This window comes from Lentzea cavernae (assembly GCF_014653695.1).
GTDB lineage: Bacteria > Actinomycetota > Actinomycetes > Mycobacteriales > Pseudonocardiaceae > Lentzea > Lentzea cavernae.
In genome coordinates this window covers 202,778-214,617 of the sequence record NZ_BNAR01000007.1, presented here as the reverse complement: position 1 = coordinate 214,617, position 11,840 = coordinate 202,778, and the positions used below count along the sequence as shown (strand labels likewise).

General features: G+C 69.6%; 10 protein-coding genes. 6 read left to right on the top strand and 4 right to left on the bottom strand.

Annotation, left to right across the window (positions count from 1 at the left end):
- Positions 1 to 508 precede the first annotated feature (508 nt).
- The gene (locus tag IE307_RS47670; RefSeq protein WP_373306038.1) at positions 509 to 1,249 is read left to right on the top strand and encodes a pentapeptide repeat-containing protein; all 741 of its coding nucleotides are present in this window, start codon (positions 509 to 511) and stop codon (positions 1,247 to 1,249) included.
- Positions 1,250 to 1,741: 492 nt separating this feature from the next.
- Here IE307_RS47670 and ccrA read toward each other — a convergent pair whose 3' ends face one another.
- Positions 1,742 to 3,055, bottom strand: coding sequence for a crotonyl-CoA carboxylase/reductase (gene ccrA / locus IE307_RS23925; RefSeq protein WP_191301262.1), 1,314 nt, complete (start codon positions 3,053 to 3,055; stop codon positions 1,742 to 1,744).
- Positions 3,056 to 3,177: 122 nt separating this feature from the next.
- Positions 3,178 to 3,618 (bottom strand): methylmalonyl-CoA epimerase, encoded by a 441-nt coding sequence (gene mce, locus IE307_RS23920; RefSeq protein WP_191301260.1) that lies wholly within the window; start codon positions 3,616 to 3,618, stop codon positions 3,178 to 3,180.
- Positions 3,619 to 3,743: 125 nt separating this feature from the next.
- Between mce and IE307_RS23915 the strand changes: the two genes are divergently transcribed.
- From IE307_RS23915 to IE307_RS23895, 5 genes are all read left to right on the top strand, one after another.
- On the top strand, positions 3,744 to 4,934 hold the full coding sequence (locus IE307_RS23915) for an acetyl-CoA C-acetyltransferase (RefSeq protein WP_191301258.1): 1,191 nt from the start codon (positions 3,744 to 3,746) through the stop codon (positions 4,932 to 4,934).
- A gap of 10 nt (positions 4,935 to 4,944) precedes the next feature.
- Entirely contained in the window at positions 4,945 to 5,895 is a 951-nt protein-coding gene (meaB, locus tag IE307_RS23910; protein WP_191301255.1) for a methylmalonyl Co-A mutase-associated GTPase MeaB, read from the top strand.
- Positions 5,892 to 6,500, top strand: a complete 609-nt coding sequence (locus tag IE307_RS23905) for a hypothetical protein (RefSeq protein WP_191301253.1) — start codon at positions 5,892 to 5,894, stop codon at positions 6,498 to 6,500. The genes meaB and IE307_RS23905 overlap by 4 nt, the downstream gene beginning before the upstream one ends.
- Positions 6,501 to 6,663: 163 nt before the next feature.
- Entirely contained in the window at positions 6,664 to 8,175 is a 1,512-nt protein-coding gene (locus IE307_RS23900) for a sensor histidine kinase (RefSeq protein ID WP_191301251.1), read from the top strand.
- On the top strand, positions 8,166 to 8,819 hold the full coding sequence (locus IE307_RS23895; RefSeq protein ID WP_191301249.1) for a response regulator: 654 nt from the start codon (positions 8,166 to 8,168) through the stop codon (positions 8,817 to 8,819). Before IE307_RS23900 ends, IE307_RS23895 begins: the two co-directional genes overlap by 10 nt.
- A 4-nt stretch (positions 8,820 to 8,823) precedes the next feature.
- Here the strand turns inward: IE307_RS23895 and IE307_RS23890 are convergent, their stop codons facing one another.
- Both IE307_RS23890 and IE307_RS23885 read right to left on the bottom strand, forming a co-directional pair.
- Positions 8,824 to 10,320: an alpha/beta hydrolase gene (locus IE307_RS23890; protein ID WP_229905015.1), complete on the bottom strand. Its 1,497-nt coding sequence runs from the start codon at positions 10,318 to 10,320 to the stop codon at positions 8,824 to 8,826.
- Positions 10,317 to 11,831: an alpha/beta hydrolase gene (locus tag IE307_RS23885; protein WP_191301247.1), complete on the bottom strand. Its 1,515-nt coding sequence runs from the start codon at positions 11,829 to 11,831 to the stop codon at positions 10,317 to 10,319. Before IE307_RS23885 ends, IE307_RS23890 begins: the two co-directional genes overlap by 4 nt.
- Between the last annotated feature and the right edge of the window lie 9 nt (positions 11,832 to 11,840).

Sequence of the window (11,840 nt, the reverse complement as noted above, 5' to 3'; positions counted from 1 at the left end):
TCGAACTGCGCGCTTTGACCCGTAGACGTGTGCTGACCTGCGAGGACACGAAATTGTCGGTGTCAGCTGGGATAATTAAATTCAGGGGTCCCCCTGGGCGGGGGACCCCTGCGTCAGCCTGGCGGGCGTTGCGGTATCAGGACTTCTTGGCCGGCTGCGGGCGCGCGAGCTTGGCCGTGGGGCCGTCGATCTGCGGCGACTGGGCCTGCTTCGCGGGGGCCTGCGGTGCCGGGTTCTGACCCGATTGCGCCTGACCCGACTGGGTCTGCGGCGCCGGGGACTGGGGTGCCTGCGCGGGCTTGTTCGGTGCTGCGGCAGCCTGCGGCGACGCAGCAGCCTGTGCGGGAGCCTGCGGCTGTGCCTGAGGTGCGACGGCAGGCTGTGACTGAGGAGCCGGTGCCTGCGGCGCGGACTGGGCACCCGCGGACTGGGAGGCAGCGGGCTGAGCAGGAACGGGCTTGGCCTGGGCCGGAGCCTGCGCCGGAGCGCCGCCCTGTGACGAAGAGCCCTGCACCGGACCGCCCTGCACAGGAGCACCCTGCGCGGGAGCGGAACCACCCTGCGCGGGAGCGGAACCACCCTGCGCGGGAGCGGAACCACCCTGCGCGGGAGCGGAACCACCCTGCGCGGAACCACCCTGCGCGGAACCACCCTGCGCGGGAGCACCCTGAGCCGGACCGCCCTGCGAGGGTGCGGCCGGAGGCTTCTCCTCCTCCACCGGGTCGAGCAGCGGCACGACCTCCTGCAGCGCCGTCCGCACGTTGTGGAGCTGGTGCGAGAGGCGGTTGCGGAGGTTGCGGAGCTGTTCGACGCGCTGGGTGGCGGCGGTGGTGCGGCGGTTGGCCTCCTCGGTGGCCTCGCGCACGCGGCGGTTCGACTCGTCGGTCGCCTCCTGGATGCGGGCGGTGGCCTCGGTGACGGAGTCGTGGCGGCGGCGGTTGGCCTCTTCGGTGGCCTCGCGGACGCGGCGTTCGGCGTCGGCCTTGGAGGCGGCCTGTTCTGCCGCGATGGCGGCGCGGACCCGGGCGGCTTCCTCGGCGGCCTCGCGCATGCGGCGGTCCGCCTCGCCCTTGGAGGTGGCCTCCTGGGTGGCGAGGGTGGCCATGGCCTCGGAGCGGCGGGCGGCCATTGCGATCTCGAAGTCCTCTTCGACGGTCACGCGGCGCTGCTCGGACTCGTCGGCGATCTTGCGGGCGGCGGACTCCGCCTCGGAGACGATCTTCTCCGCCTCGTTGCGCGCGGTCTCTAGCACGCTCTTGTGCTCGGTCTCCATGGTGGCGCGGCGCTCGTCGAGCTCGGCGATGAGCTTCTCGTAGCGCTGGCGCAGCACACCCGCGTCGGCTTCTGCCTTGGCGCGGATGTGCCCGCCCTCGGCTTCGGCACGGGCCTTGATCTCGTTGGCCTCGTCCTGGGCCAGCCGCAGCATGCGCTGGAGGCGCTCGGAGAGCCCCTCCAGCGTCGTCGGCGGCAGTGACAGGCGCTCGACCTGGTTGCGCATCTCGGTGATCTCCGAGCGTGCGGCTTCCAGCTGGCGCGCCAGATCGGACGTCTGGGACACGGCGGCATCGCGGTCGGCGGCGAGCAGTCGCAGGTCCGAGTCGAGGCGTTCGAGATGATCCTCGACCTGGTTGCGGTCATACCCGCGCTTGACGATGTCGAAGCCGGATCCCAGTGGGACGAGGTCACGGTCGTCGGCGAGGCCCATGCCCCTCACGCTACCCGTTCGGGTAACCCCGGAAGGTCACACACCCCGGAATCGGTTGATGGCCGTGAGGTGTTGCGCGCGCAGTTCGTGATCAAGCACACCAAGACCTTCTTCCGGCGCAAGGCAGAGCACGCCGACCTTGCCCTGGTGCGCGTTGCGGTGGACGTCGTGCGCTGCCTGGCCCGTTTCGTCCATTGAGTACACCTTGGACACCGTCGGGTGGATCTTTCCCTTGGCGATCAAGCGGTTCGCCTCCCACGCCTCGCGGTAGTTCGCGAAGTGCGAGGAGATGATCGACTTCAGGTTCATCCAGAGGTAGCGGTTGTCGTACTGGTGCATGTACCCGGAGGTCGACGCGCACGTCACGATCTTGCCGCCCTTGCGCGCCACAAACACCGACGCGCCGAACGTCTCACGGCCGGGGTGCTCGAACACGATGTCCGGGTCCTCGCCGCCGGTCAGCTCGCGGATGCGGGCGCCGAACCGCTTCCACTCGCGCGGGTCCTGCTCGTGCTCGTCCTTCCAGAACTTGTAGCCCTCGGCGGAACGGTCGATGATCAGTTCGGCGCCCATCGAACGGACGATCTCCGCCTTCTCCGGCGAGGAGACGACGCAGATCGGCGTCGCGCCGCCGTTCAACGCGAACTGCGTGGCGTAAGAACCGAGTCCGCCGGACGCGCCCCAGATCAGCACGGTGTCGCCCTGCTTCATGTTCGCGCCGTTGGTCGACACCAGCTGGCGGTACGCCGTGGAGTTCACCAGGCCCGGCGACGCCGCCTCCTCCCAAGTGAGGTGCTTCGGCATCGGCATCAGCTGGTTCGACTTCACCAGCGCGAGGTCCGCGAGGCCGCCGAAGTTCGTCTCGAAGCCCCAGATCCGCTGCTGGGGGTCGAGCATCGTGTCGTTGTGCCCGTCCGGCGCCTCCAGCGGCACGTCCAGGCAGTGCGCCACGACGCGGTCGCCCGGCTTCCACGCGGTGACGCCGGGGCCGGTGCGCACGACGACGCCGGCCAGGTCCGATCCCACGACGTGATACGGCAGGTCGTGGCGGCCGCCCAGCTTGCGCAGGAAGCCGAACGTGGACACCGGCTCGAAGATCGAGGTCCACACGGTGTTGTAGTTGATCGCGGACGCCATGACGGCGACCAGGGCCTCGCCCGGACCGAGCTCCGGCGTCGCGACCTCGTCGACGTGCAGCGACTTGCGCGGGTCTTTGTCCCGCGTCTCGAGGCCCGAGAACATGTCGGCCTCGTCCGCGTGCACGGTCACGCCCCGATAGCTCTCCGGAACGTCCAAGGAACCGATCGCGTCCAGCTCGTCGGCCAGGATCGCGTCAAGGATCTTCTGCACGGCGGCATTCCTTCCCTAGTGAGGGATAGTCGCAGGTTGCCGGAGGTTACTCAGCAGTAACCGATTCAGAATCCCGCTTGTGAGGGATGCCACGCGCATTCACCGGACCGGGCTCGTCGCGGTCAGTGCTTCGCGGGCTCGACCAGCTCGATGAGCACGCCGCCCGCGTCCTTGGGGTGCACGAAGTTGACCCGGCTGTCCGACGTGCCGCGCTTGGCCGCGTCGTAGAGCAGGCGCAGGCCCTTCGCCCGCAGCGCGTCCGCCGCGACGTCCACATCGGACACCCGGTAGGCGAGCTGCTGCAGGCCGGGGCCGGAGCGGCCGATGAACTTGGCGATCGTCGAGTCCTCGTTCAGCGGCGCCAGCAGCTGGATCGCGGTGCCGCCGTGGTCGCCGGGCGCGTGCAGCATCGCCTCGCGCACGCCCTGCTCCTCGTTCACCTCTTCGTGGGCCACTTCGAGGCCGAAGTTGTCGCGGTAGAACGCGATGGCCACGTCGAGGTCGGGCACCGCGATGCCCACGTGGTCGATCGCGGTCACGAATCGAGCGAGTTCTGCGTTCATGGTGGGGAAGGGTATCCACGTGATCGGTGCAGGTGCTCCTGTGCGGGGTCTCACACGATTACCGCCCGGTAGCCGCCGGTATGGTGCCTAGTTAACGACCGTTCGCTCTTCCAATGGAGGCAGTTGTGTCCGGTTCCGTGATCGTCGCCGGGGCGCGTACCCCGATGGGCCGACTGCTGGGATCGCTCAAGGACTTCTCGGGCGCCCAGCTGGGTGGCGTCGCGATCAAGGCGGCACTGGAACGCGCGGGCGTCGCCCCCGAGCAGGTGCAGTACGTGATCATGGGTCAGGTCCTCACCGCCGGTGCGGGCCAGATCCCCGCCCGCCAGGCCGCCGTGGCCGCGGGCATCCCGATGAGCGTGCCCGCGCTGACCATCAACAAGGTGTGCCTGTCCGGCATCGACGCGATCGCGCTGGCCGACCAGCTGATCCGCGCCGGCGAGTTCGACGTCGTGGTGGCCGGTGGCCAGGAGTCGATGACGCAGGCGCCGCACCTGCTGCCGAAGTCGCGCGGCGGGTTCAAGTACGGCGACGTGACGCTGCAGGACCACATGGCGCACGACGGCCTGTTCTGCGCGTTCGACCAGGTCGCCATGGGCGTCTCGACGGAGAAGTACAACGAGCGCTACGGCGTCACGCGCGAGGAGCAGGACGCGTTCTCCGCGCGGTCGCACCAGCTCGCCGCGAAGGCCGCCGGCAACGGTGTCTTCGACGCGGAGATCGCGCCGGTGTCGATCCCGCAGCGCAAGGGCGACCCGGTCCTGTTCGCCACGGACGAGGGCGTGCGCGCGGACACGACCGCCGACTCGCTCGGCAAGCTGCGCCCGGCGTTCGCCGCGGACGGCACCATCACCGCGGGCTCGGCGTCGCAGATCTCCGACGGCGCGGCCGCCGTGGTCGTGATGAGCAAGGCGAAGGCCGAGGAACTGGGCCTGGAGTGGATCGCGGAGATCGGCGCCCACGGCGTCGTCGCGGGTCCGGACGCCTCGCTGCACGAGCAGCCGTCCAACGCCATCAAGGCCGCCTGCGCCAAGGAGGGCATCGAGCCCGCCGACCTCGACCTGATCGAGATCAACGAGGCGTTCGCGGCGGTCGGCATCGTCTCCTCCCGTCAGCTCGGAATCTCCGAGGACAAGGTCAACGTCAACGGCGGCGCCATCGCGCTGGGCCACCCGATCGGCATGTCCGGCGCCCGCATCGCCCTGCACCTCGCTCTCGAGCTGCAGCGGCGCGGCGGCGGCGTGGGTGCCGCGGCGCTGTGCGGTGGTGGTGGTCAGGGCGACGCTCTGATCATCCGCGTGCCCGCCAAGGCCTAGTGTTCCGGCTGTGGCCGCAGCTGTTGACGTTCCAGGACTGGTCGACCGCGCGCGAGACGGCGAACCGCGCGCGGTCGCCAGGCTGATCTCCCTGGTGGAACAGGCGAGTGCCGCGCTGCCCGAGGTGGCGGCGGCCCTCGCCCCCCACACGGGCAGGGCCCAGGTCATCGGCCTGACCGGAGCCCCCGGAGTCGGCAAGTCGACCTCCACCAACGCCCTCGTGCGCGCCTTCCGCGCCGAGGGCAAGCGCGTCGCGGTCATCGCCGTCGACCCGTCCAGCCCGTTCTCCGGCGGCGCCCTGCTGGGAGACCGCGTGCGCATGGGCGACCACGCCACCGACCCCGGCGTCTTCATCCGCTCGATGGCCACCCGCGGCCACCTGGGCGGCCTCTCGTGGGCCACCCCGCAGGCGCTGCGCGTGCTCGACGCGGCCGGTTTCGACGTGATTCTCGTCGAAACGGTCGGTGTGGGTCAGTCCGAGGTGGAGGTCGTGGCCCTCGCCGACACGACCATCGTCCTGCTGGCACCGGGCATGGGCGACGGCATCCAGGCCGCCAAGGCCGGCATCCTCGAGATCGCCGACGTCTTCGTCGTCAACAAGGCGGACCGCGACGGCGCCGACCAGACCGCGCGAGACCTCAAGTACATGCTCTCCCTGGGCCGCCGCGACCGCTCCGGGCCAGCCTGGCGCCCACCGGTCGTGAAAACCGTGGCCGCCCGCATGGAAGGCCTGGACCGCGTCGTAGAGGCCATCGCCGAACACCACACCTGGATGTCCGACCACGGCGAACTCTCCGAACGGCGCCTGCGCCGCGCGGGCGCCGAGATCGAGGCGATCGCCGTGGAACGCGTCCGCACCCGCCTCGGCCCGTCCGACGACCTGGCGAAGCGCGTGGTGTCCGGCGAGCTCGACCCCTTCGCCGCCGCGGAGCTGTTGATCAGCGGTAATCTGCGGTCATGACCGCTTGGGGAGCGCCTCCGCCAGTAGTCCTGGACCTCGGCAAGAGCGACACCCGCAAAGTCCTCGTCGGCGGCTCGGTAGCCGGTCTCCTCGGCATCCTCGCCCTGGTCGGCGCCGTCACCGCCTTCCTCGACGGCGAACCGGTGGGCGGCAGCATCGCGGCCGTCATCGGCATCGCGTTCACCGGCATCGGCGCCATGGCCGTGGTGAAGTGGAAGACGATCTCCCGCCCCCGCAAGCTGGTCATCGAACAGCAGGGCATCCGCCTGGACGACCCGCAGGGCATGCCGTGGGCAGCGGCGTGGCAGGAGCTCGGCGCCATCTCGATCTCCCGAACCAGGGAACGCGCCGTCCAGCTCGCCGACGCCCTGGTGCCCCGCACTCTGGTGCGCGTCGACCTGCACCCGCGCGACCCGCACCGCTTCCGGCCCGCGCACCCGACGATGGAGCCCCTGTGGGAGTTCCACCGGGTGCAGAACGGGTACCGGCTGCCGCTCGGGGACTCGGCGAAGTTCATCGAGCCGATCGACCACGGCCTGCGGACGTTCGCCCCGCAGATCTACCGCGGGGTCATCGACGAGGGGTTCACCGTCGGCCTGCACTGAGCAGCAGCGACGATGGCGAGCCCGAGACGAAACGAGACACGTCTCTACTCTGAGTAGTCCCGAATTTCACTGTTTGCAGTGATGGTCTCCCCCTTGACTACTCACGGGAGTTACCCTCAGTCGTTCGTGCGGTGTCACTTCCAACCCCCAAAGGGGTGAAGCCGTGGGCGGCAACGTGAGCACAGAACAGCGAGTGCTGGACGTGGTGCTGTCCTTCGCCGAAGACGACACCCTCCCCGAACTCCTCCGCCACGTCGTCGAATCCGCCTGCCAGCTGATCGAAGCCCCCTACGGCGCACTGGCCGTGATCAACGGCCACAAGGAGCTGGCGGAGTTCACCGCCCTGCACGACGGCCAGGTCCAGATCACCTCCGGCGACCCGCGCTCCATCGGCCCGGCGGACTTCCTGGGCGCCCCGATCAAGGTGCGGGACGAGACGTTCGGCAACCTCTTCCTCAGCGGCAAGGCCGAGTTCACCAGCCAGGACCGCGACATCCTCACCGCACTGGCCACGGCCGCGGGCAGCGCCGTGGACCACCTCGACCGCTACGAGCAGACGCGCAAGCGTGAGGTGTGGCTGCGTGCCGCCGCCGAGGTGACGACCAGGCTGCTGCTGGGCACGAACGGCCGTGACGCGCTGTACCTCGTGGCGAAGACCGCGCGAGAAACGGCCAACGCCAACTTCGCTGCGGTTGTCCTCCCCGACCACAACGGTGACCTGGTCATCGAGGTGACCGACGGTGGTGAGTACGACGCCGAAGGGATGCGCGTGCCGAAGGAGGGCAGCGTCACCTACCGGGTGTTCGAGTCCGGCATGGGCGAGTGCCATGACGAGGGCAAGCTGGCCTCGGTGCCGGGGCCGTGCGCGGTCGTGCCGCTGAAGGTGGGGGACCGGACGATCGGCGCGATCATCGTGGCGAGGCCGGGGAACGCGCCCAGCTTCGACGATCCCGACCTCATCGAGGCGTTCGCCGCGCAGGCCGCGCTGGTGCTGGAGTTCACGCGGGCGCGCGGCGACACCGAGCGGCTCGCGGTGCTGGAGGACCGCGACCGCATCGCGCGGGACCTGCACGACCTGGTCATCCAGCGGCTGTTCGGGCTCGGGCTCGGGTTGCAGGGGCTGACGGGGATGAGCGTCACGCCGCAGCTCACCGAACGGATCAGCGGGTTCGTCGAGGAGGTCGACCACACGATCCGCGAGATCCGCCGCACCATCTTCTCCCTGCAGGGACCGCCGTCCGGGGGCGCGAGCCTGCGCGGGCAGCTGCTCAACGCGGTGCACGAGTCCGCGCGGCTGCTCGGCTTCGAGCCGGACGTCTCGCTCGAAGGGCCGCTGGACACCGTCGTGCCGGACCAGGTCAGGCCCGACCTCCTCGCCACCCTGCGCGAAGCGCTCACGAACGTCGTGCGCCACGCGAGGGCGAAGCACGTCGCTGTCGCCGTGAGCGTCGATCGCACCGTGTCGAGTCTTGAGCTGATGGTCAAGGACGACGGCCGTGGCTTGCCGTTGTCTGACGATTCGGCCGGTGCGCCCCACCACGCGGGGGGACTGGCGAACATGGCGGCTCGGGCGCGGCGTCACCACGGCGACTGCGCGGTCGACTCGATCCCCGGTGCGGGGGTGAGCATCACCTGGTTCGTTCCGCTGGTCCTGCAGGAGGCGAGATGGCGATAGCAGTGCTGTTGGTGGACGACCACGAGATCGTGCGGCGCGGGCTCGTGCAGTTGCTGGCGCAGGCGGAGGACATCAGGGTCGTCGGCCAGGCGGACAGCGCGACGTCCGCGGTCGCGCAGGCACCTCGGCTCAAACCCGACGTGGCGATCATCGACGTCCGGTTGCCCGACGGTGACGGTGTCACGGTGTGCCGGGAGATCAGGAGCCTGGTGCAGCCGCCACCCGCGTGCCTGATGCTCACGTCCTATTCGGACGACGAGGCGCTGTTCGGCGCGATCATGGCGGGCGCGTCCGGGTACATGCTGAAGGAGGTGTCCGGCAACGACCTGGTCGCCGCCGTCCGCACCCTCGCCTCGGGCGGATCGCTCCTGCACGCCGGCGTCACGGCGACCGTCCTGCAACGGCTGCGGGGCGGTCCCGAGGAAGATCCGCGCTACGCCGCGCTGAGCCCGCAGGAACGACGCATCCTCGACCTCATCGCCGAGGGCATGACGAACAGGCAGATCGCGAACCGCCTGTTCCTCGCCGAGAAGACCGTCAAGAACTACGTGTCGAGCCTGTTGCACAAGCTCGGCTTCGACCGGCGCACCGAGGCGGGTGTCTACGCGGCTCGCCGCAGACGGACCCACCCCGGCACGTTCTGACCGATCACCGGCCGGCGAGCTCCGGTGCCCCGGCCGGCGGAGTGCTCTCTCCCGGTGCCGGTAGCGGCACACCGGGACAGCTCAGGTCCTTCGCCGGCACCACGCCGTCGACGAGGTAGCTCTCCACCACGTCGTCCACGCAGCCGTTGCCGAACCCGTAAATGGCGTGATCTCCCTCGTCCCGCACGGTGAGCAGCCGCGAGTTCGCGAACTTGGCGTGCGCCCGTTGCGCGCCTGCCAGAGGTGTCGCGGGGTCGCGCACCGACTGCACCATCAACGCGGACCCGACACCCTTGCCGTTGGGGCGCTTGAGGTTCAGGTTCGGCCTGTCCCACCACGCGCACGGGCCGGTGACCTGGTAGCCGCCGACGAGCGAGTAGCGCTGGACACTCCTGTTGCCCTCCCGTTCCAACGACTTCCGGTCCCCGCGGAACGGGGTGTCGTTGCACAGAACGGACATCTGCGTGCCCATCAACGCATCGGGGTACTGCTTCGGCTCCGCCGCCAGCACGCCGGGTCGCGCGAGGGAGGCGAACAGCCGGGCCGTGGCCTCGAACGAGTCCTTGCTGTAGAGGCCCGTGAAGATCAGGGCGTCCAGCAGGACCGGTGTGACGACGGTGCCGTCCGGCAACGTGCCGGGCTGCTCCTCCAGCCGGGTGCGGGTGGACTCGTAGGTCCGGTGCACCTCCTCCGCGGTCTTGCCGAGCTGGAACACGGTGTCGTACTTCGCGACCCACGGCAGGAAGTCGACGCGGAACCGGAGTTCCGCACCGGCCGGCAGGTTGTCGAAGACGTCCTGCCACGACTCCGTGAACTCCGTGTTGGAGTCGAGGACGATCTTGTCGAGGGTCTTCGGGAAGTACGTGGCGTAGTAGGCGCCCATCCACGTCCCGGCGGAGTACCCGAGCCAGCTGACCTTCTTCTTGCCGAGCACCTGGCGCAGCAGGTCGAGGTCGCGCACGGTCTGCTCGGTGTTGACGTACCTGCCGAGCTCACCGGACTTGGTCTGGCAGAACTTCGCCTGCAGCTCCATGCCGCCGTAGAGCAGGTCGAGACCGGCCTTGCTGCGGTCGCGCCAGTCGGTGGCGGTCCGGTGCTGGTAGTTGCCGCACGTGACGTTGTCGCTGCCACCGGTGCCGCGGACGTCGATGCCGTAGACCTCGGCGTTCTCGCTGAGCTTCGGCCTGTTCAGGTAGAGCAGCGGCAACGTGCGCCCGCCGCCGCCGGGCCCGCCGGGGTTGGTGAAGACGGTGGTCTTCGCCTTGCCGTTCAACGGGGTCGTGCGGCTGATGGCGATGGTGATGGTCTTGCCGTTGCGCGGGTCGTGCCAGTTCATCGGCGCGGTGAACCAGCCGCATTCCAGCCGTTCGAGGCCTGGTGCGTCACTGCACCTCTCCCACTTGATCTCCTGGCTCGCGAACCCCGCGCTCGCCGAGGCCTGTGGTGCCACCAGGAGCGATGTGGCCGTGGTCGCGGCTGCCAGGGCCGCCAGGTACCTCACCAGCCGAGCCGAACCGCGAGTTCGCGCGCCTGCTCCAGCGGACCCGCCTGCTGCTCACCCGGTTCGGGCAGCGGCACGCCGGGGCAGGACAGGTCACCGGACGGCGTCACGCGGTCGACGAGGTAGCGCTCGACGACGTCGTTGACGCAGGTGTTGTCGAACCCGTAGATGCCGTGGTCGCCCTCGTCCTTCACCGTCAGCATCCGCGATCCGGCGAACCCGGCGTGCGCCTTCCGCGCGCCCTCGATCGGCGTCGGCGCGTCCCGTTCGGACTGCACCATCAACGACGGTGCGACACCGACCCCGTTGGGACGCTTGAGGTTCACGTCAGGGCGGTCCCAGAACGCGCACGGGCCCATGATCTGGTAGTAGCCGAGCAGCGGCCACTTGGCGCCGTCCTGGGCGGCGTCGCGTTCCAGGAACTTGCGGTCGCCCCGGAACTTGGTGTCGTTGCAGACGATGGAGTGCAGCGTCGCGTTGGCCGCGTCCGGGTAGCTCGCCTGCGCCGTCATCGGCGTCGGCAGCGTGCCGGCCAGTTCGGCCAGTTTGCGCGCGGCGCCGTCGAACGCGTACTTGCTGTACTGGCCCTGGACGAGCACCAGGTCCAGCGTGACCGGGTAGTACGTGCCCTCGGGCAGGGTGACGGGCTGCTGGGCGAGCTTCGCGCGCGTCCGCTCGTAGGCCTGCCGCACCTCTTCACCGGTCTTGCCGAGGTGGAAGACGTCGTCGTGCCGGGCGACCCACGGCGCGAAGTCGACGCGGAACCGCCGCTCGAAGCCCATGCCGAAGTCGCCGAACACCGACTGCCACGTGCCGGTGAACTCGGTGTTGGAGTCGAGGACGATCTTGTCGAGGGTCTTCGGGAAGTAGGTGGCGTAGTAGGCGCCCATCCAGCTGCCGCCGGAGTACCCGAGCCAGTCGACCTTCTTGCGGCCCAGCACCTGGCGCAGCAGGTCCAGGTCCTTCACCGTCTGGTCGGTGGTGACGTACCTGCCGAGCTCACCGGACTTGGTCTGGCAGAACTTGGCCTGCAGCTCCATGCCGCCGTAGATGAGGTCGAGGTTCGCCTTGCTGCGGTCACGCGGATCCGTCGCGCCGAGCGTGTCGTACCCGCCGCAGGTGACGTTGCTGCTGGCACCCGTGCCGCGCACGTCGATGCCGTAGATCTCCGCGTTCTCGCTGAGCTTCGGCCGGTCGAGGTAGACCAGCGGCAGCGTGCGGCCCTCACCGCCGGGCCCGCCCGGGTTGGTGAAGACGGCGGTCTTCGCCTTGCCGTTCAACGGGACCGTGCGGCTGACGGCGATGGTGATGGTCTTGCCGTTGCGCGGGTTGTTCCAGTCCATCGGCGCGGTGAAGCCACCGCACTGCAGCCTTTCGAAGCCGGGCTCGTCAGTGCACTGCTGCCACTGGATCTCCTGCGCGGCGAAACCGCTCGCCTGTGCCTGTGGGGCGATGAGCAGCGACGTCGCCGTGACGACGGCGAGTGACGCCGCGATCTTGTTGCAGTACATGCGTTTCCC

Excerpts from the sequence above, each read along its gene's own strand:
- mce (WP_191301260.1), bottom strand. The coding sequence starts at position 3,618 with ATGAACGCAGAACTCGCTCGATTCGTGACCGCGATCGACCACGTGGGC.
- IE307_RS23905 (WP_191301253.1), top strand. The coding sequence starts at position 5,892 with ATGACCGCTTGGGGAGCGCCTCCGCCAGTAGTCCTGGACCTCGGCAAG.
- IE307_RS23895 (WP_191301249.1), top strand. The coding sequence starts at position 8,166 with ATGGCGATAGCAGTGCTGTTGGTGGACGACCACGAGATCGTGCGGCGC.
- IE307_RS23885 (WP_191301247.1), bottom strand. The coding sequence starts at position 11,831 with ATGTACTGCAACAAGATCGCGGCGTCACTCGCCGTCGTCACGGCGACG.